Here is a 19,350-nt window from a genome sequence, read left to right on the forward strand (position 1 = left end):
TCTCTTCTTCCTTGCCGGCGCTCAGAGAGCGGCCAGCGAGTCCTTGACGGCGGCCACGGCGGCTTCGGTGGTGATGCCGAACTCGCGGTAGAGCGTCTTGTAGTCGGCGGAGGCGCCGAAGTGCTCGATGGAGATGCTGCGCCCGGCGTCGCCGACGATGCCGCGCCACGGGAGCGCGACGCCTGCCTCGATCGAGACGCGGGCCTTGACGGCGGCCGGGAGGACCGCCTCCTTGTACTCGGCGCTCTGCTCGTCGAACCACTCGAGGCTGGGAGCCGAGACGACGCGGGCGTTGATGCCCTCGCCGCGCAGGACCTCACGGGCCTCGACGGCGATCTGCACCTCGGAGCCCGTGGCGATCAGGATCACGTCGGGCGTGCCCCCGGGAGCCTCGGCGAGGACGTAGGCGCCCTTCGAGACGTTCGCGGCCGACGCGAAGACGTCGCCCTCGGCGTCGCCGTCGCCGCGCTCGAAGACGGGCAGGTTCTGGCGGCTGAGCGCGAGGCCGGCCGGGCCGTCGAAGCGGTCGAGGATCGTCTTCCAGGCCCAGGCGGTCTCGTTGGCGTCCGCGGGGCGGACGACGGCGAAGTCGGGGATGGCACGCAGGGCGGCGAGCTGCTCGACCGGCTGGTGGGTCGGGCCGTCCTCGCCGAGCGCGACGGAGTCGTGCGTCCAGACGTAGGTGACCGGGGACTTCATCAGGGCGGCGAGACGCACGGCGGGGCGCATGTAGTCGCTGAAGATGAGGAAGGTGCCGCCGAACACGCGCGTGTTGCCGTGCAGGGCGATGCCGTTCATGATCGAGCCCATGGCGTGCTCGCGGATGCCGAAGTGCAGCACGCGGCCGTAGGGGTTGCCCTGCCACTCGTGCGTCGACCACTCGGTCGGCACGAACGAGCCGCCGCCGTTGATGGTGGTCAGGTTCGACTCGGCGAGGTCGGCCGAGCCGCCCCAGAACTCGGGGACGACGCCGGCGATGGCGTTGATGACCTTGCCGGAGGCGGCGCGGGTCGAGACCTCTTTGTCGGTCGGGAAGACCGGGAGGGCCTCGGCGAGGCCCTCGGGCAGCTCGCCCTTGAGGACGCGGTCGAGGAGGGTCTTCTTCTCGGGGTTGGCCGAGGCCCACTCGTCGAAGGAGGCGCGCCACTCGGCGTGCTGCGCCTGGCCGCGCTCGACGGCCTTGCGCGTGTGCTCGAGGACCTCGGGGTCGACGTCGAAGGTCTTCTCGGGGTCGAAGCCGAGCACCTCCTTCAGGCCCGCGAGCTCCTCGGCGCCGAGCGCCGAGCCGTGGATCTTGCCGGAGTTCTGCTTCTTGGGCGAGGGCCAGCCGATGATCGTCTTGAGGATGATCAGCGAGGGCTTGCTCGTCTCGGCCTTGGCGGCCTCGATCGCGTCGTTCAGGGCTGCGACGTCCTCGACGTACTCGCCCGTCTTCTTCCAGTCGACGACCTGGACCTGCCAGTCGTACGCCTCGTAGCGCGCGTGCACGTCCTCGGTGAAGGCGATGTTGGTGTCGTCCTCGATCGAGATCTGGTTGGAGTCGTAGATCACGACGAGGTTGCCGAGCTGCTGGTGGCCCGCGAGCGACGACGCCTCGCTGGTGACGCCCTCCTGCAGGTCGCCGTCGCCGGCGATGACGTAGACGAAGTGGTCGAACGGCGAGGTGCCGACGGCGGCCTCGGGGTCGAACAGGCCGCGCTCGAAGCGGGCCGCGTAGGCCATGCCCACGGCGGACGCGAGGCCCTGGCCCAGGGGGCCGGTGGTGATCTCGACGCCGTCGGTGTGGCCGTACTCGGGGTGGCCGGGCGTCTTGGAGCCCCAGGTGCGCAGCGCCTTGAGGTCGTCGAGCTCGAGGCCGTAGCCGCCGAGGTAGAACTGGACGTACTGGGTCAGCGAGCTGTGCCCGACCGAGAGGACGAAGCGGTCGCGGCCGATCCACTCGCTGTCGCTGGGGTCACGACGCATGACCTTCTGGAAGAGGAGGTACGCGGCGGGCGCGAGGCTCATCGCCGTCCCCGGGTGGCCGTTCCCGACCTTCTCGACCGAGTCGGCCGCGAGGACGCGGACCGTGTCGACGGCCTTGTTGTCAATGGATTCCCACTGCAGATCTGCCACTTGGAGATGACCCTTCTTGTTGCGAACTGCGCGGGGTCGATTCGCTCCCGCGCTGACATGCGCCTGCCGAGACGTCGTCGGCTGCGGCCGCTCGGGCACGGACCGGAGGTCGCGCGACAAGGAGCTGATGGTTCGATGTCGAGGATTCCGTCGCCGTGCGGGCGTGCGACTGGCAAGCACCTGCAAGTATAGGGACGAAAGGCCTCGCTCCGCCCGCAGGAGCCAGCCCGTTCCGCCGTCAGCGTCGCCGGTCATCGCCTAGACTCGCTGGTTCGCCTAGACTCTCCGCGCCGAACCCCACATCTCGTCAGAGGGACCAATGACCGCAGCCATCGACACCCGCCCCACCACCGGACCCCGGGGCATCCGTCGCAAGGCTGGCGCCTACGTCGCGCTCACGAAGCCCCGGGTGATGGAGCTGCTGCTCGTCACCACGGCCCCGACCATGTTCCTGGCCCAGGGCGGCGTGCCGAACCTGTGGCTCGTCGCCGCCACCCTCATCGGCGGTGCGCTCAGCGCCGGCTCGGCCTCGGCGTTCAACTGCTACATCGACCGCGACATCGACCGCATCATGAAGCGGACCCAGGGCCGCCCGCTCGTCACCGGCGAGGTCACGGACCGCGAGGCGCTGGTCTTCTCCTGGGTCGTGGGCCTCGCCTCCATCGTCTGGCTCGCCCTGACCGTCAACCTGCTGTCGGCCGCCCTGTCACTCGGCGCGATCCTCTTCTACGTGGTCGTCTACACGCTGTGGCTCAAGCGCCGCACGCCGCAGAACATCGTCTGGGGCGGCATCGCCGGGTGCATGCCCGTCCTGATCGGCTGGGCCGCCGTGACGAACGACCTCAGCTGGCCGCCGGTGATCCTGTTCATGGTCATCTTCCTGTGGACGCCTCCGCACTACTGGCCCCTGTCGATGAAGTACCGCGACGACTACGCGGCCGCCTCGGTGCCCATGCTCGCCGTCGTCCGCGGCCGGTCGTCCGTCGGCCTGCAGGTCATCCTCTACGCGTGGGCCACCGTCGCCTGCTCGCTGCTGCTCGTCCCCGTCGCGCACATGGGAGTGCTCTACACGGTGGTCGCCCTGGCCAGCGGCACCTGGTTCGTCTGGGAGTCGCACCGCCTCTACAGCCGTGCGATCCAGCACGTCGCCGAGGTCCGGCCGATGCGCGTGTTCCACAGCTCGATCACCTACCTGACGCTGCTCTTCATCGCCGTCGGCATCGATCCGCTGCTGCCGTTCTGAGCCGCACCGTGACCGCGGGCACGACCGACGAGGTCGCCTGGACCGTCCGTGCGGGTCGACCCGACGACGTCGGCGAACTCGCAGACCTCAAGCTCGCCGCCCTCGAGCCCGACCTCCGGCGCACGGGCGTCTGGCGTCCGCCCTACAACCGAGCGCGATTCGAGCGCGAGTACGTGCCGGACGAGACGAGGGTCGTCGAGGCCGGGGGGGCGCGTCCTCGGCTGCCTCGCCGTGCACCCGGACGGCGACGACGTCTGGCTGCGCCACTTCTACCTCGCCGAGGAGGCGCGGGGACGGGGGATCGGCACGCGCCTGCTCATGCAGGCGCTCGCCTCGCTCGGCCCGCGGCCGGTGCTGCTCGACGTGCTGTCGGGCAGCCGGGCAGCGAACCTGTACCTGCGCCACGGCTTCGTCCCGATCGAGGACGACGGGGTCGACGTGATCATGAGGCGCGACCCAGGGGCCGACGTGCCGCCTCAGGCGCGGACGGACTCCGCGGAGCCGACGGGCAGCTGAGCCTCGGACGGGCTCTGGTCCTCACGCAGCGAGAGGACGAGCGCGGTCGTCGCCGCCACCAGCAGCGCGGCCAGCACCATGTGCGACCCGACCAGCAGCGGCGGCAGGCCGGTGCGAGCCTGGGCGATGCCGACCGCGATCTGGACGAGCTCGACGCCGAGGAGGGCGAGGGGGAAGCGACGGGGCAGTCCCGTGCGGAGCGTCCAGACGACGACCGCGAGGGTCAGGGCGAGGGTCGCGTAGGCCGGCCAGCTGTGCACGTGGTCCATCACGGCGGGGTCGAGGCCGTTGCGCGGCGTGGCCGCGTCGCCGGCGTGCGGACCGGAGCCTGTCGTCAGGACGCCGACGACGACGGTGACCAGGACGACGCCGGACAGCACGTGGACGAGCCGGGCGTAGGCAGGGGGAGTCGCGGCGTGGTGACCTCGAGGACCGCGCAGCACGCGCCACACGAACACGGTGGACAGCGCCACCAGGGCGATCGAGACGAGGAAGTGCGCGCCGACGATGTAGGGGTTGAGACCGGTGAGGACGGTGATGCCGCCGAGCACCGCCTGCAGCGGGATGCTCATGCCCTGGGCGAAGGTGATCCAGAAGAGCTCACGGCGCTGCTTGCGCATCCGCAGGACGAAGAGGAACGCGAGCACGACTACTGCGGTCAGCACGAAGGTGAGGAGGCGGTTGCCGAACTCGATCACCCCGTGGATGCCCATCTCGGGCGTGCTGACGAACGAGTCGGCGGTGCAGCGAGGCCATGTGGGGCAGCCGAGACCTGACCCGGTCAGCCGGACCGCGCCTCCTGTGCCGATCAGCAGGACCTGGCAGACCAGCGAGGCCCAGGCGATGAACCGGACGCGTCGGTCGGTCGTCGTCGGCAGCCAGCGCCAGAGGCGCGTCACCGGCCCGGGGCTGGTCACCTGTGCGTTGCTCACGAGTTGCTGCCTTTCGTCACATCCGCCGCTCTGCCCTGTAGAATCGATGAGTTCAGGGACACACCCGACACGAGCGTCGACGACGACGCCCGAGGGCCGTGGGATCCGCAGAAGCGGTACGCGGACCTCACGTCAGTCTAAGCAACGCCGGCTCCGCCTCCGCTCCACGCAGGCAGCCGTCGGAGCTCGACCGGGAGTCCGTCTCGCAGCGCGAGCAGCTGGGCCCCCATCCGACGGGGAATGGTCACGACCCGACCCACGTTCGGCCCAGCAGAGAAAGAGGTAGTCATGTCAGACGTGTTGATCGACCGACCAGAGCTCGAGAGCCTGGGGCAGTACGAGTTCGGCTGGTCCGACTCCGACGCAGCGGGCGCCTCCGCGCGCCGTGGCGTGTCGCCCGAGGTCGTCACCGACATCTCGGCGCTGAAGAGCGAGCCCGAGTGGATGCTCAAGAACCGGCTCAAGGGCCTGGCGCTCTTCGAGCGGAAGCCCATGCCGACCTGGGGCGCCGACCTCTCCGGCATCGACTTCGACAACATCAAGTACTTCGTCCGCTCCACCGAGAAGCAGGCGACGACGTGGGAGGAACTCCCCGACGACATCAAGAACACGTACGAGAAGCTCGGCATCCCCGAGGCCGAGCGCAACCGGCTCGTCGCGGGCGTAGCCGCCCAGTACGAGTCCGAGGTCGTCTACCACCAGATCCGTGAGGACCTGGAGGAGCAGGGCGTCATCTTCATGGACACCGACACGGCCCTCCGCGAGCACCCTGAGATCTTCCAGGAGTACTTCGGGACGGTCATCCCCGCCGGCGACAACAAGTTCGCCGCGCTGAACACCGCCGTCTGGTCTGGCGGCTCGTTCGTCTACGTGCCGAAGGGCGTCCGGGTCGAGATCCCGCTGCAGGCCTACTTCCGCATCAACACCGAGAACATGGGCCAGTTCGAGCGGACGCTGATCATCGCCGACGAGGGCAGCTACGTCCACTACATCGAGGGCTGCACGGCACCGATCTACAAGAGCGACTCCCTGCACTCGGCCGTCGTCGAGATCATCGTGAAGAAGAACGCCCGCGTGCGCTACACGACGATCCAGAACTGGTCGAACAACGTCTACAACCTCGTGACCAAGCGCGCCATCGCCCACGAGGGCGCCACCATGGAGTGGATCGACGGCAACATCGGCTCCAAGGTGACGATGAAGTACCCGTCGATCTACCTGGTCGGCGAGCACGCCAAGGGCGAGACGCTGTCCGTGGCCTTCGCCGGCCCCGGCCAGCACCAGGACGCCGGCGCGAAGATGATCCACATGGCGCCCCACACGACGTCGTCGATCGTCTCGAAGTCGATCGCCCGAGGCGGCGGCCGTGCCGGCTACCGCGGCGAGGTCCGCGTCGACGACGCAGCCCACCACTCGGCGAACACCGTGCGCTGCGACGCCCTGCTGGTCGACACGATCTCGCGGTCCGACACCTACCCCGCCATCGACATCCGCGTCGACGACGTGCAGCTCGGGCACGAGGCGACGGTGTCGCGCGTCAGCGAGGAACAGCTCTTCTACCTCATGTCGCGAGGCATGGCGGAGGACGAGGCCATGGCCATGATCGTGCGCGGGTTCATCGAGCCGATCGCCCGGGAGCTGCCGATGGAGTACGCGCTCGAGCTCAACAAGCTCATCGAGATGAGCATGGAAGGATCAGTCGGCTAGATGTCTGCCGCAGCACCCACCACCACAGACACCGCCCCCGAGGGCGTCCAGCACGGCGCAGGCGCGCACAGCGACGGCGGATGGGGCCTCGTGCCCGTCCAGACCCGTTCTGGCCGTTTCCGTTCCACCGACCCCGCGGCCTTCGCGGCCGTGACCGGCCGGGAGGTCGACTGGAAGCTCAGTCCTGTCGACCGCCTCCGTCCGCTGATCGACGGTCCGCTCGACGGATCGCCCTACGCCTACCTCGCCCGCGAGACCGGCGGGGCCGCCGTCGAGTGGGTCGACCGGGCTGACGCCCGGGTCGGCCGGGCCGGCGCACCGGAGGACAAGGCCTCGGCCAACGCCTGGGCCTCGACCGAGAAGGTCCTCACCGTGACCCTGACCGGGGACGAGCCGTCCACGGTCACGATCGGCCGGAGCGGTCTCGACCGCGAGCCCCGCGCCGGGCACACGGTCATCCACGCCACGGCGAACACCCGCTCGATGGTCGTCCTGCGCAACACAGGCTCGGCCCAGCTCGTCGAGAACGTCGAGATCGTCGTCGACGACGGCGCGCACCTCACCGTCGTCACCCTGCAGGAGTGGGACGACGACGCGATCCACCTCGCCAGCCACTTCGCGGCGATCGGTCGAGACGCGCAGCTCAAGCACTTCGTCGTCTCGCTCGGCGGCTCGGTCGTCCGTGTCAACCCCTCGGCGCACCTCGCCGGACAGGGCTCGGACACCGAGCTCTACGGCGTCTACTTCGCCGACGCGGGCCAGCACCTCGAGCAGCAGGTCTACGTGCACCACGACGCTCCGAACAGCCGCAGCCGGGTCAACTACAAGGGCGCGCTCCAGGGCGTGGGCGCCCGCACGGTCTGGATCGGCGACGTGCTGATCTCGCGCACCGCTCCCGGCACCGACAGCTACGAGCAGAACCGCAACCTCGTCCTCAGCGAGGGCACGCGGGCCGACTCGATCCCGAACCTCGAGATCGAGACCGGCGACATCGCCGGGGCCGGCCACGCCAGCGCCACCGGGCGGTTCGACGACGAGCACCTCTTCTACCTGCAGTCCCGTGGCATCTCGGAGCACGAAGCACGTCGCCTCGTCGTCCTCGGGTTCCTCAGCGAGGTCGTCCAGAAGATCGGCGAGCCCCAGCTGCAGGAGCGGCTGATCGACGCTCTCGAGGTCGAGCTCACCGCGGGCGAGGGCCTCCCGACGGCAGGCGGCGCCGCCTGATGGCCGGGGTCAAGGTGTGTGGCGTCGACGACGTCACGCCGGCTCAGGCGATGCGCGTCGTCGTCGACGGAGTCGCGATCGCCGTCGTGAAGGACAGCTCCGGCGACATCCACGCGATCGGCGACACCTGCACCCACGGCGACATCTCGCTGTCCGAGGGCTTCGTCGAGGACGACACGCTCGAGTGCTGGGCCCACGGCTCGAAGTTCGAGCTGACCACCGGCAAGCCGCTGACCCTCCCTGCCTACGAACCCGTCCCGGTCTTCCGTGTCACCGTCGTCGACGGTGACGTGTACGTCGACACCACCGCGTCGTCCGCCGACGTCGCACAGTAAGGAAAAGAACGCATGTCCACTCTCGAGATCCGCGACCTCAAGGTCAGCATCGACACCGACCAGGGCGTCAAGCCCATCCTCAAGGGCGTCGACCTCACCATCAACGAGGGCGAGATCCACGCCGTCATGGGCCCGAACGGCTCCGGCAAGTCCACCCTCGCCTACACGATCGCCGGGCACCCCCGCTACAACGTCGACGGCGGCAGCATCCTGCTCGACGGCCGCGAGGTCCTCGACATGTCCGTCGACGAGCGCGCCAAGGCCGGGCTCTTCCTGGCCATGCAGTACCCCGTCGAGATCCCCGGCGTCACGGTCGCGAACTTCCTGCGCACCGCCAAGACGGCCCTGGACGGCGAGGCGCCCGCGATCCGTACCTGGATCAAGGACCTGCGCACCCACATGAGCGACCTCAAGATGGACGCCTCGTTCGCCGAGCGCAACGTCAACGAGGGCTTCTCGGGCGGCGAGAAGAAGCGCCACGAGATCATGCAGCTCGAGCTTCTGAAGCCCAAGTTCGCCGTGCTCGACGAGACCGACTCCGGCCTCGACGTCGACGCGCTCAAGATCGTCTCGGAGGGCGTCAACCGCGCCAAGGCGAACACCGGGCTCGGCCTGCTGATGATCACGCACTACACGCGGATCCTCCGCTACATCAAGCCCGACTTCGTGCACGTCTTCGTCGACGGCCACGTCGCCGAGCAGGGCGGCCCCGAGCTGGCCGACCGTCTCGAGGACGAGGGCTACGACCGCTACGTGTCCGCTGCGGCCGCCGCCGCGGCCGAGACGACCCCGGCGGTCAGCTGACCATGGCCGTCGCCCTCGCGCCGGAGAAGTTCGACGCCACGATCGAGGCCCTCAAAGAGGTCGTCGACCCCGAGCTCGGGGTCAACATCGTCGATCTCGGCCTGATCTACGACCTCGCGATGGACGAGGAGCACGAGAACGCCCTCATCATCAGCATGACGCTGACCTCGGCCGGCTGCCCGCTGACCGACGTGATCGAGGCCGACACGGCCAACGCCCTCGACGGCGTGGTCGACGCGTTCCGGATCAACTGGGTCTGGATGCCGCCGTGGGGCCCCGACCGGATCACGGACGACGGGCGCGACATGATGCGCGCCATCGGCTTCTCGATCTGATCCACCCCGCACACTGAACCACCCCGAACACGAGGAACGCCCCCGGTCGTCGACCGGGGGCGTTCTCCGTGTGACGTGCGCAGCTGAGCCGTCGCTCGATTCGCTACTTGCCCAGGCGACCGAGGGCGCGCCATGCCAGCGGCAGGGCCGACGCAGCGATCAGCCACTTGGCGACGCCACCCACGATGAACGGGTAGACGCCGAGAGCGAGGACGTTGCCGAGCGAGGCGTCGACGCCGAGCTGGTTCAGCACGACCGCCATGTAGGGGAGCCCCGTGGCGAACGGGATCAGGCTGGCGAGGAAGAACGCGGCGGCGGACAGTGCCCACTTCTTGTCCCAGTCGCGCTGCGAGAGCCAGCCGATGACCAGCGCGGCCGGGACGAAGCCGAGGATGAAGCCGAAGCTCGGGCGGAGCACGCTGAGCGGACCGCCGGAGAACTCGGCGAAGATCGGCAGGCCGACGACGCCGAGCACGAGGTACGTCAGCATCGACAGGGCGCCGCGCCGTGCGCCGAGGGTGGCGCCGACGAGCATCACGGCGAGGGTCTGCCCCGTGATCGGCACGGGCCACATGGGCACCTGCACCTGCGCCAGGGTCGACGTGAACGCGACCCCGCCGAGCACCAGGGCGGCGTCGGTGGCCCAGCTCCGAGCCACCAGCCGGTCGGCGAGGACCGGCCGTGAGATCGTTGCGGCGGTGTCAGTCATGCAAGTCTCCTAGTATGGGTAGGTTGATCGGCCGAGTGGCTGGTCGGCAGCGCAGTGCTGCGACCCCTCTCCACGCGACGTCCTCAATCCTAGAGGCGGCCCCACACCGGGCCCCGTTGTGGACATCTCCCCAATCGATTGGACTTCTGCTGTGCTTTCCGTGCACGATCTCGAGATCCGCGTCGGCGCGCGCCTGCTGATGGCCGACGTGAGCTTCCGCGTCGACAAGGGCGACAAGATCGGCCTCGTCGGCCGCAACGGCGCCGGCAAGACCACCATGACCAAGACGCTCGCCGGCGAGACGATGCCGACCGGCGGCAAGATCGACCGCCACGGCGAGATCGGCTACCTGCCGCAGGACCCGCGCAGCGGCAACCCCGAAGACCTGGCCCGCACGCGCATCCTCGACGCCCGTGGCCTCGGACAGCTGCTGCTGGGCATCCAGGAAGCGACCCAGGCGATGGGCGACGCCGATCCAGACATCGCGGCCCGTGCCATGAAGCGCTACGGCGACCTCGACGACCAGTTCAACGCGCTCGGGGGCTACGCCGCCGAGGCTGAGGCCGCCTCCATCGCCAGCAACCTGAGCCTGCCCGACCGCATCCTCGACCAGCCCCTCTCGACGCTGTCCGGCGGTCAGCGCCGACGCATCGAGCTCGCTCGCATCCTCTTCTCGGCCGCGGACACGATGATCCTCGACGAGCCGACCAACCACCTCGACGCCGACAGCGTCGTGTGGCTGCGCGAGTACCTCAAGACCTACCAGGGCGGCGTCATCGTCATCAGCCACGACATCGAGCTCGTCGAGGAGGTCGTCAACCGGGTCTTCTACCTCGACGCCAACCGGCAGGCGATCGACATCTACAACATGGGCTGGCGCAACTACCAGCGCCAGCGCGCCGCCGACGAGGAGCGTCGCAAGAAGGAGCGCAGCAACGCCGAGAAGCAGGCCTCCGCGCTGCAGAAGCAGGCTGCCCGCTTCGGCGCCAAGGCCTCGAAGGCCGCGGCGGCGCACCAGATGGTGGCCCGGGCCGAGAAGCTGCTGTCCGGCCTCGAGGAGGTCCGTGCCGTCGACCGCGTGGCCAAGCTGCGGTTCCCCACCCCGGTGGCCTGCGGCAAGACGCCCCTGATGGCCTCGAACCTGTCGAAGAGCTACGGCTCGCTCGAGATCTTCACCGCCGTCGACCTCGCCATCGACCGCGGCTCGAAGGTCGTGATCCTCGGCCTGAACGGTGCGGGCAAGACGACGCTGCTGCGCATCCTCGCGAGCGTCGACGAGCCCGACACGGGTCAACTCGAACCGGGGCACGGGCTCCGCGTGGGCTACTACGCGCAGGAGCACGAGACGATCGACGTCAAGCGCAGCGTGCTCGAGAACATGGTGTCGTCCTCGCCGAACATCACGGAGATGGAGGCGCGGCGCGTGCTCGGCTCGTTCCTGTTCACCGGCGACGACTCTGCCAAGCCGGCCGGGGTGCTGTCCGGCGGCGAGAAGACGCGCCTCGCGCTGGCGATGATCGTCGTCTCGGGCGCGAATGTCCTGCTGCTCGACGAGCCCACGAACAACCTCGACCCCGCGAGCCGCCTCGAGATCCTCGACGCGCTGGCGAACTACGAGGGCGCCGTCGTGCTGGTCAGCCACGACGAGGGAGCAGTCGAGGCGCTGAACCCCGAGCGTGTGCTCATCATGCCCGAGGGCACCGAGGACCACTGGACCCCGGACTACTCTGACCTGATCAACCTCGCCTGACGCACGCCGGAGCCCGACGGCGACGCCGTCGGGCCCAGGCGGCGACGCTGCCGGCTGCCGACGACGTCAGCGCCCGGCGGCGTCGAGCAGCTCGTCTTCTTCTTCGTGGTCCGCACGCGGACGCGAGGCGCGCCGACGTTCACGCTCGGCCGCCTCCTCCGGGGTCTCGTCGTCGGCTGCGTCGAGCAGCGCGTTGCGTCGCTCCTGACGGAAGACGTAGAAGAGGAACCCGAAGGCGCCGACCGCGAACATGATCCACTGGACGAAGTAGGACAGGTTGAGGCCGGTGTCGATCTCCGGCGCGCTGGCCTTCACGGGAGCGGTCGCGGGTGCCGGGTCCTCCGACGCGAGCAGGCCGTAGCTCGCGTCGTAGATGTCACCGTCGACACGCTTCTGCACCTCGCTCAGCTGGATCGTGGCGATCTGGTTCGTGCCGGGGACGCCCGTGCGGTCGCCGAGCGCGGGCTCGCCCGGCTTCAGCCGAGCCGTCACGGTGACCTCGCCGGTCGGCGGGGCCGGGACGACGTCGGGGGCGTCCTGGTCGTTGCCGGTCGGCACCCAGCCGCGGTCGACGACGAAGATGTCGCCGCCGGTGACCTGGAACGGCACGAGCACGTCGAAGCCGGGCTGGCCGTTCAGCGGCCGGTTGCGGACGAGGAGCTCGTCGTCGACGAGGTACCGGCCGGTCATCGCGACCGGCTGCCACTCGAGGGCGGGATCGTACGAGCCCAGCTCTGGCACCGCCTCCTGCAGGGGGATCGGTGCCGCGTCGTAGCGCTGCTCGAGCTGGTGGACGACGGCCATCTTCTCTTCGTGGCGGCTCCACTGCCAGTGGGCCAGCAGGCCGCAGATGACCGCGAACACCACGACGACAGCCAGGTAGCCCAGCCACTTGGAGGCGGTCGTCGAGCGGGGCGTGCCCGCCCCTCGGCCGCTCATCGCGCCTCCTGCTCGACCCGGTCGACCGTCTCGCCCGCAGGCGTCAGGACGACCGGGAAGTCGCGGGCCCGGAGGAACTCGGCGAGGTAGCCGACGTGCTCGTCGCAGGCCGACCAGACCTTGACCCGCTCGAGGCCGTGGATCTTGGGGTTGCGCCAGTTGACGGCATGGACGGCCGCGGCCGTGCAGCCGGTACGGGAGCACTGGACGTCGCCGGGGCCCGGCTGCCCGATGCCCGGCATCACCGGGGGACTCCGTCCGAGCCGACGACGGGGTCGTCGTCCGGGTCGTGAGGTGCCGGGGGAGCCCAGGGCTCCTGAGGCCCGCGGTAGACCTCGAGGCCCCCTGGCCGCTCGACGTCCTGACCGCTCTCGTGACCGACGTTGGCGAGGACGACTGCCACGTAGGGGATGACGACGGCGCCGAACACCGGGATCAGCGTCCACCAGCTGAGCGGGATGACGAAGCAGAAGATGATGCAGACGATGCGGATGCCCGTGGCCAGCAGGTACCGGCGCATGCGGGCGTGCCGGTCGTCAGCAGGCGACGGGGGGAGCGTGGTGATCGGGGTGGATGTCTTCATGGCCTCACGGGCTCGGGACGCCGAGGGTCGGCGGTTGACTAGATCGTAATCCCGGCGTCCGACAGTAGGCTGGCACGCGGTCCACGGACCCGAGCACCCCTGACGTCCACACCGAGGAGCACCATCATGACCACCCCCCGCACCGTCCTCGTCACCGGCGGCAACCGAGGGATCGGCTTCGCGATCGCCGAGGAGTTCGTCGCGCAGGGCCACCGCGTCGCCGTCACCGCGCGGAGCGGCCAGGGCCCGGAGGGCACCCTCACCGTCGCCGCCGACGTGACCGACGCCGCCAGCGTCGACGCCGCCTTCACCACCGTCGAGGCCGAGCTCGGCCCCGTCGAGGTCGTCGTCGCGAACGCCGGCATCACGAAGGACGGCCTGCTCATGCGCATGAGCGAGGAGGACTTCACCTCGGTCGTCGACACGAACCTCGGCGGGGCCTTCCGCGTCGTCAAGCGCGCCTCGAAGGGCATGCTCAAGGCCCGCTTCGGCCGGATCGTCCTCGTCTCGAGCGTGGTCGGCCTCTACGGCGGTGCCGGCCAGGCGAACTACTCCGCGTCGAAGGCGGCCCTCGTCGGCTTCGCTCGGTCGCTGACGAGGGAGGTGGGCGCACGGGGCATCACCGCCAACGTCGTCGCCCCGGGGTTCGTCGAGACCGACATGACGGCCGTGCTGCCCGACGAGCAGCAGGCCGAGTACAAGAAGAGCATCCCCGCCGGCCGCTTCGGCACGGCCTCGGAGGTCGCCAAGGCGATCACCTGGCTCGCGAGCGACGACGCCGGCTACATCTCCGGCGCGGTCGTGCCGGTCGACGGCGGCCTGGGGATGGGCCACTAGGCCCTCGGCAGCACGGCCGCGGGGTCAGCCCCGCAGGCCGAGCAGCGGCAGCACCTGCGACAGGTCGCAGTGCGTCACGACGACGTCCGCGTGGTCGCGCACCCGGGGCTTGGCGTTGAACGCCACCGAGAGCGCCGCGGCGTCCATCATCAGCAGGTCGTTGGCCCCGTCGCCGACCGCGATCGTGTGCGCGGGGGCGACGCCCGCCTCCTCGGCCCACTCGCGGAGGGCGGCGGCCTTGCCTGCCGCGTCGACGACCGGCCCCTCCACGCGTCCGGTCAGGGCACCGTCGACGACCTCGAGCCGGTTGGCGCGCCAGAAGTCGAGCCCCAGGCCCTCGGCGATCGGGTCGAGCACCTCGTGGAAGCCGCCGGACACGACCCCGATCACGCTGCCGTGGGCGTGCAGGCCGGCGACCAGCTCGGGGACGCCGGCCGTGAGGCGGATCTGCGAGGCGGCGTCCGCGAAGACCGTGGACGGCAGCCCCGCCAGCGTGGCGACGCGCGCGTGCAGGCTCTCCGCGAAGTCGAGCTCTCCCGCCATGGCGCGTTCGGTGATGGCGGCGACCTCGTCCCGCGCGCCGGCGGCGTCGGCGAGGAGCTCGATCACCTCGTCCTCGATGAGCGTGGAGTCGACGTCGAGGACGGTGAGGAAGCGGGGCACGCGATCACACTAGTGTCCGGCCGGCGGACGACCGGACGGCGCCGTCGCCGTTCGTCACTCGACGCCCGGCGGCGGCGGCGCCCTTCGGGGCCAGGGCTACTGGTCGACCCGCACGCCCTTGCCCACGACGGTGATGCCCGACGGGGTGACGGTGAAGCCCCGCGCGCGGTCCGCCTCGGCGTCCACGCCGACGGAGGCGCCCTCGGCGATGACGACGTCCTTGTCGAGGATCGCCCGGTTCACGGTGGCGTTCGGCCCGATGTGGGCGCGCTCGAACACGATCGAGTCGACGACGCGGGAGCCGGAGTCGAGCGTGCACCACGGGCCGAGGACGCTGCGCTCGACGTGGGCGCCCGACAACAGCGAGCCGAGCGAGACGACCGAGTCGATGGTCGTGCCGAGGTTGCCGAGCCCGTCGCGGACGAACTTGGCCGGCGGCGAGTTGAGCTGCTGGCTGAAGATCGGCCAGTCGGTGTTGTAGAGGTTGAAGATCGGCAGCGCCGAGATCAGGTCTCGGTGCGCGTCGTAGAACGAGTCGATGGTGCCCACGTCGCGCCAGTAGTAGCGGTCGCGCTCGGTCGAGCCGGGGACCTCGTTGCGGTTCAGGTCGTAGACGGCCGCGTCGCCGCGGGACACGAAGTCGGGGACGATGTCGCCGCCCATGTCGTGGTTCGAGTCGGCCTTCTCGCCGTCGCGGAGCACCGCGTCGATGAGGACGTCGGCGTCGAAGACGTAGTTGCCCATGGAGGCGAGGATCTCGTCGGGGGAGTCGGGCAGGCCCGTGGCGTCGGTCGGCTTCTCGAGGAACCGGCCGATGCGGGTCGGGTCGTCGGGGTCGACCTCGATGACGCCGAACTGGTCCGCGAGCGAGATGGGCTGGCGGATGGCCGCCACGGTGACGCCGGCGCCCGAGGCGATGTGCGCCTCCACCATCTGCTCGAAGTCCATCCGGTAGACGTGGTCCGCGCCGACCACGACGACGATGTCGGGCTTCTCGTCGCGGAGCAGGTTGAGGCTCTGCAGGATGGCGTCGGCGCTGCCGGCGAACCAGCGCTTGCCGAGCCGCTGCTGCGCGGGCACGGAGGCGACGTACGCGCCGAGGAGCCCCTCGATCGACCAGGTCTGCGAGACGTGGCGGTCGAGGCTGTGCGACTTGTACTGCGTCAGCACGACGATCTGACGCAGGCCCGAGTTGATGAGGTTCGAGAGCGCGAAGTCGATGAGGCGGTAGTTGCCGCCGAACGGGACGGCGGGCTTCGCCCGGTCGGCGGTCAGGGGCATGAGGCGCTTGCCCTCGCCCCCGGCCAGGACGATGCCGAAGATCTTCTTTGATGCCATGGGGCCAGAATGGCACGTTTCTCCGACGCACGACTACGGTGATGCTCGTGCGAGTCGATGTCATCACGAAGGAATATCCCCCGAACGTCTACGGAGGCGCAGGCGTGCACGTCGTCGAGCTCGCCAAGGCGCTGAGGCAGTCGATCGAGGTGCAGGTCAGGGCCTTCGGCGACGTGGACCCCGAGCCGGACACGACCGGCTACCCCGACCTCGCCGAGCTCGCCCAGGTGAACGGGGCGCTCCGCACCCTCGGGACCGACGTCCGCATCGCCCAGGACGTCGCCGGCGCCGACATCGTGCACAGCCACACCTGGTACGCGAACGCGGCCGGCCAGCTGGCGCAGATGCTGCACGACGTCCCCCACGTGCTCACCGCGCACAGCCTCGAGCCGCTCCGCCCCTGGAAGGCCGAGCAGCTCGGCGGCGGCTACCGCGTGTCGAGCTGGATCGAGCGCCAGGCCTACGAGACGGCCGACGCCGTCATCGCCGTCAGCGAGGGCATGCGCCGCGACATCCTGCGCTCCTACCCCGGCATCGACGAGCAGAAGGTCAGCGTCGTCTACAACGGCATCGACCTCGACGCCTGGCAGCGCGTCGACGACGCCGACGTCGTCCGCGAGCTCGGCATCGACCCCGATCGCCCGTCGGTCGTCTTCGTCGGCCGGATCACGCGCCAGAAGGGCCTCCCGTACCTGCTGCGCGCGGCGAAGCTCCTGCCCGCCGACGTCCAGCTCGTCCTCTGTGCCGGCGCGCCGGACACCCCGGAGATCATGGCCGAGGTGAGCGGACTGGTCCGCGAGCTGCAGGAGGAGCGGACCGGCGTCGTGTGGATCGAGAAGATCCTGCCCCGCCACCAGCTCAGCGCCGTGCTCAGCGCGGCCACCACGTTCGTCTGCCCCTCCGTCTACGAGCCCCTCGGCATCGTCAACCTCGAGGCGATGGCCTGCGGCGTGCCCGTCGTGGGTTCGGACACCGGGGGCATCCCCGAGGTGGTGGCCGACGGCCTCACCGGCCGGATCGTCCCGCTCGAGCAGGCCCAGGACGGCACGGGCACGCCCCTCGACCCCGAGGCGTTCGTCGCCGACCTCGCGCGGATCCTCACCGAGGTCGTCTCGGACCCGGCCCTCGCACGGCTGATGGGACGGGCCGGTCGGATGCGCGCCGAGAGCGAGTTCTCCTGGACGCGGATCGCGGACCGGACCCTCCAGGTCTACGGCTCCCTGCGTCGATAGGCTGTCCATCATGCCTACCGTCCTGCAGCTGACCGATGTCTCCCTCGTCCGTGGCGGCGTCCCCGTCGTCGACTCGCTGACCTGGACCGTCGACTCCGACGACCGCTGGATCGTGCTGGGGCCGAACGGCGCCGGCAAGTCGTCGCTGCTGCAGGTGGCGGCGGCGCAGACCCACCCGAGCTCCGGCACCGCCGAGGTGCTCGGCGGCGACCTGGGCTCGGTCGACCTCTTCGACCTCCGTCCGCGGATCGGCTTCGCCTCCACGACGATCGCCCGCCGCATCCCGGCGAAGGAGAAGGTGATCGACGTCGTCCTCACCGCTGCCTACTCCGTCACGGGCCGCTGGAACGAGGAGTACGAGGGCGTCGACGTGCGCCGCGCACACCGCGTGCTCGACGAGTGGAGCCTCGACCACCTCGCTGACCGCACCTTCGGCGAGCTGAGCGACGGCGAGCAGAAGCGCGTCCAGATCGCGCGCGCGGTCATGACCGACCCCGAGCTCCTGCTGCTCGACGAGCCGGCCGCGAGCCTCGACCTCGGTGCACGCGAGGAACTGCTGCGCATGCTCTCCGGCTACGCACAGTCCGAGGGCGCACCCGCCATCGTCATGGTCACCCACCACGTCGAGGAGATCCCGCGCGGCTTCACGCACGCGCTCCTGCTCGACCACGGCTCCGTCGTGGCCGCCGGCCCGATCGACGAGGTCGTCACGGCCGAGACCCTCGGCGCCACCTTCGGCGTCGAGCTCGAGGTCACGTCCGAGGACGGGCGCTACACGGCACGCGCCGCCCGCTGACCTGTCCGTGTCGCCGCCCGGCTCGCTCCTCGGATCCGGGCTCGGCGTCTGGTATCGTTGACAGCTGGTACCGGAGCATCCGTGCGCCGCACCTCCTCGAACTTCACACCACCATCCACCGCTAGACCTAGGACTCTCATGAAGACCGACATCCACCCCGAGTACAAGCAGATCGTCTTCCGCGACCTCGCATCGGGCGCCACGTTCCTCACGCGCTCCACGACGACGAGCGACAAGACCATCGAGCTCGACGGGGAGACCTACCCGGTCATCGACGTCGAGATCTCGTCGGAGTCGCACCCCTTCTACACGGGCAAGCAGCGCATCCTCGACTCGGCCGGCCGTGTCGAGAAGTTCAACTCGCGCTACAAGAACTTCGGCAAGTAAGCAGCACCCCTCCAGGGCTCAGGCCCTGTCGACCCGCGAGAGGCGGCCCACCACCGTGGGCCGCCTCTCGCCGTCTGTGCTGTCGGACTTGGATGCTGTCGGACTTGGATGCTGTCGGACTTCGTCGCTGTCGGACTCAGGAGGCGGGGAGCGACCGGTGCGGCCACTCGCCGGACGTCGTGAACGTCGGGTCCTTGCGGCGCATGTACTCCTGGAAGGACGCCGCCTGGGTCGAGCACCAGCCGACCTGGAGGTCGTGCAGCTCGGTCGTCGGGACGTCGAGCTGAGCGGGATAGCGCTGCGCCATGGCCTGGGCCACCCGGCCCGCGGCGACGGCGTCCGCACCGGCGTCGTGGGCGTCGTCGAGGACGACGCCGTAGACACCGGCGGCGGCCTCGAGGGTGCGCTTGCCCTTGCGGAACCGGTCGACGGCCTTGTCGATCACGAGCGGGTCGATGACGCAGCCGATCTCGCCGACCTCGCCGAGGGGCTCGATGCCGTGCCGACGAGCCTCGCGGTCGAGCAGGGTGAGGTCGTAGGGCGCGTTGTAGACGACGAGGGGCACGCCACGGGCGAAGACGGCCCTGACGGCCGCGACGATCTCGGCGACGACCTCGGCTGCTGGCCGTCCCTCGGCACGTGCCCGCTCGGTCGAGATGCCGTGCACGGCGCTGGCCTGCTCGGGGATCTCGACGCCGGGGTCGGCCAGCCACTCGCCGTGGGCGACGGTCGCGCCCGTCGCGTCGATGAGCCCGACGTGCGCCGTCACGATGCGCGCCGTCTCGACGTCGATCCCGGTCGTCTCGAGGTCGAACACCCCGAGCGCCTTCCACCACGCCGACGGCAGGTCGGCAGTCTCGGCAGCTGTCGCGGAGACGTCGGGAGGGGTCACGGTCTCGGTCGGG

21 protein-coding genes are annotated in these 19,350 nt (G+C 70.0%); 12 read left to right on the forward strand and 9 right to left on the reverse strand.

The features are described from left to right. Positions 1-21 precede the first annotated feature (21 nt). Positions 22-2,115 carry a transketolase gene (gene tkt / locus JOE35_RS09455; protein ID WP_209560872.1) on the reverse strand — a complete coding sequence of 698 codons (2,094 nt, stop codon included), beginning with the start codon at positions 2,113-2,115 and terminating at the stop codon, positions 22-24. 319 nt (positions 2,116-2,434) lie between these two features. Between tkt and JOE35_RS09460 the strand changes: the two genes are divergently transcribed. Together JOE35_RS09460 and JOE35_RS16110 are read left to right on the forward strand one after the other, a co-directional pair. Then, positions 2,435-3,358 (forward strand): heme o synthase, encoded by a 924-nt coding sequence (locus JOE35_RS09460; protein ID WP_209560873.1) that lies wholly within the window; start codon positions 2,435-2,437, stop codon positions 3,356-3,358. Between the two features lie 48 nt (positions 3,359-3,406). After that, on the forward strand, positions 3,407-3,874 hold the full coding sequence (locus JOE35_RS16110; protein ID WP_307803014.1) for a GNAT family N-acetyltransferase: 468 nt from the start codon (positions 3,407-3,409) through the stop codon (positions 3,872-3,874). On the opposite strand, the gene JOE35_RS09470 is transcribed toward JOE35_RS16110, so the two are convergent. Beyond that, the gene (locus JOE35_RS09470) at positions 3,835-4,806 is read right to left on the reverse strand and encodes a COX15/CtaA family protein (protein ID WP_307803015.1); all 972 of its coding nucleotides are present in this window, start codon (positions 4,804-4,806) and stop codon (positions 3,835-3,837) included. The genes JOE35_RS16110 and JOE35_RS09470 overlap by 40 nt on opposite strands. A gap of 288 nt (positions 4,807-5,094) precedes the next feature. On the opposite strand from JOE35_RS09470, the gene sufB reads away from it, so the two are divergent. From sufB to JOE35_RS09495, 5 genes are read left to right on the forward strand one after another with little or no spacing between them, the layout of a single operon-like run. Beyond that, entirely contained in the window at positions 5,095-6,513 is a 1,419-nt protein-coding gene (gene sufB, locus JOE35_RS09475) for a Fe-S cluster assembly protein SufB (RefSeq protein WP_209560875.1), read from the forward strand. Further along, positions 6,514-7,737, forward strand: a complete 1,224-nt coding sequence (gene sufD, locus JOE35_RS09480) for a Fe-S cluster assembly protein SufD (RefSeq protein ID WP_209560876.1) — start codon at positions 6,514-6,516, stop codon at positions 7,735-7,737. It abuts the gene before it with no gap. Then, positions 7,737-8,072: a non-heme iron oxygenase ferredoxin subunit gene (locus tag JOE35_RS09485; RefSeq protein ID WP_209560877.1), complete on the forward strand. Its 336-nt coding sequence runs from the start codon at positions 7,737-7,739 to the stop codon at positions 8,070-8,072. The genes sufD and JOE35_RS09485 overlap by 1 nt, the downstream gene beginning before the upstream one ends. 12 nt (positions 8,073-8,084) lie before the next feature. Further along, a complete protein-coding gene (gene sufC / locus JOE35_RS09490) occupies positions 8,085-8,876 on the forward strand; it encodes a Fe-S cluster assembly ATPase SufC (RefSeq protein WP_146900876.1) in 792 nt (263 codons plus the stop codon). Between the two features lie 2 nt (positions 8,877-8,878). Beyond that, positions 8,879-9,211 carry a metal-sulfur cluster assembly factor gene (locus tag JOE35_RS09495; RefSeq protein WP_146900878.1) on the forward strand — a complete coding sequence of 111 codons (333 nt, stop codon included), beginning with the start codon at positions 8,879-8,881 and terminating at the stop codon, positions 9,209-9,211. A gap of 103 nt (positions 9,212-9,314) precedes the next feature. On the opposite strand, the gene JOE35_RS09500 is transcribed toward JOE35_RS09495, so the two are convergent. Then, the gene (locus JOE35_RS09500; RefSeq protein WP_209560878.1) at positions 9,315-9,920 is read right to left on the reverse strand and encodes a biotin transporter BioY; all 606 of its coding nucleotides are present in this window, start codon (positions 9,918-9,920) and stop codon (positions 9,315-9,317) included. Between the two features lie 151 nt (positions 9,921-10,071). On the opposite strand from JOE35_RS09500, the gene JOE35_RS09505 reads away from it, so the two are divergent. After that, the gene (locus JOE35_RS09505; RefSeq protein ID WP_209560879.1) at positions 10,072-11,670 is read left to right on the forward strand and encodes an ABC-F family ATP-binding cassette domain-containing protein; all 1,599 of its coding nucleotides are present in this window, start codon (positions 10,072-10,074) and stop codon (positions 11,668-11,670) included. Between the two features lie 66 nt (positions 11,671-11,736). Here JOE35_RS09505 and JOE35_RS09510 read toward each other — a convergent pair whose 3' ends face one another. The 3 genes from JOE35_RS09510 to JOE35_RS09520 are packed head-to-tail and all read right to left on the reverse strand — an operon-like array spanning position 11,737 to position 13,192. Next, complete coding sequence (locus JOE35_RS09510) at positions 11,737-12,609, reverse strand: SURF1 family protein (RefSeq protein ID WP_209560880.1); 873 nt, start codon at positions 12,607-12,609, stop codon at positions 11,737-11,739. Then, complete coding sequence (locus JOE35_RS09515; protein ID WP_209561972.1) at positions 12,606-12,851, reverse strand: hypothetical protein; 246 nt, start codon at positions 12,849-12,851, stop codon at positions 12,606-12,608. Before JOE35_RS09515 ends, JOE35_RS09510 begins: the two co-directional genes overlap by 4 nt. Continuing rightward, positions 12,851-13,192 carry a DUF3099 domain-containing protein gene (locus JOE35_RS09520; protein WP_209560881.1) on the reverse strand — a complete coding sequence of 114 codons (342 nt, stop codon included), beginning with the start codon at positions 13,190-13,192 and terminating at the stop codon, positions 12,851-12,853. The genes JOE35_RS09515 and JOE35_RS09520 overlap by 1 nt, the downstream gene beginning before the upstream one ends. A 126-nt stretch (positions 13,193-13,318) precedes the next feature. Here JOE35_RS09520 and fabG point away from each other — a divergent pair, with 126 nt between their 5' ends. Further along, positions 13,319-14,029 (forward strand): 3-oxoacyl-ACP reductase FabG, encoded by a 711-nt coding sequence (gene fabG, locus JOE35_RS09525; RefSeq protein ID WP_209560882.1) that lies wholly within the window; start codon positions 13,319-13,321, stop codon positions 14,027-14,029. Between the two features lie 24 nt (positions 14,030-14,053). Here the strand turns inward: fabG and serB are convergent, their stop codons facing one another. Both serB and JOE35_RS09535 read right to left on the reverse strand, forming a co-directional pair. Continuing rightward, the gene (gene serB, locus JOE35_RS09530; protein WP_209560883.1) at positions 14,054-14,692 is read right to left on the reverse strand and encodes a phosphoserine phosphatase SerB; all 639 of its coding nucleotides are present in this window, start codon (positions 14,690-14,692) and stop codon (positions 14,054-14,056) included. Positions 14,693-14,788: 96 nt separating this feature from the next. Next, complete coding sequence (locus JOE35_RS09535; protein WP_209560884.1) at positions 14,789-16,030, reverse strand: glucose-1-phosphate adenylyltransferase; 1,242 nt, start codon at positions 16,028-16,030, stop codon at positions 14,789-14,791. 47 nt (positions 16,031-16,077) lie between these two features. Here JOE35_RS09535 and glgA point away from each other — a divergent pair, with 47 nt between their 5' ends. From glgA to JOE35_RS09550, 3 genes are all read left to right on the forward strand, one after another. Then, positions 16,078-17,262 carry a glycogen synthase gene (gene glgA, locus JOE35_RS09540; RefSeq protein WP_209560885.1) on the forward strand — a complete coding sequence of 395 codons (1,185 nt, stop codon included), beginning with the start codon at positions 16,078-16,080 and terminating at the stop codon, positions 17,260-17,262. 10 nt (positions 17,263-17,272) lie between these two features. Continuing rightward, on the forward strand, positions 17,273-18,058 hold the full coding sequence (locus JOE35_RS09545; RefSeq protein WP_209560886.1) for an ABC transporter ATP-binding protein: 786 nt from the start codon (positions 17,273-17,275) through the stop codon (positions 18,056-18,058). Between the two features lie 138 nt (positions 18,059-18,196). Beyond that, the gene (locus JOE35_RS09550) at positions 18,197-18,445 is read left to right on the forward strand and encodes a type B 50S ribosomal protein L31 (protein ID WP_043594989.1); all 249 of its coding nucleotides are present in this window, start codon (positions 18,197-18,199) and stop codon (positions 18,443-18,445) included. A gap of 136 nt (positions 18,446-18,581) precedes the next feature. Here JOE35_RS09550 and JOE35_RS09555 read toward each other — a convergent pair whose 3' ends face one another. Next, positions 18,582-19,292 carry a 3'-5' exonuclease gene (locus JOE35_RS09555; RefSeq protein WP_245186548.1) on the reverse strand — a complete coding sequence of 237 codons (711 nt, stop codon included), beginning with the start codon at positions 19,290-19,292 and terminating at the stop codon, positions 18,582-18,584. Positions 19,293-19,350: the final 58 nt, after the last annotated feature.

This window comes from Frigoribacterium sp. PvP032, assembly GCF_017833035.1.
Classification (GTDB): Bacteria; Actinomycetota; Actinomycetes; order Actinomycetales; family Microbacteriaceae; genus Frigoribacterium.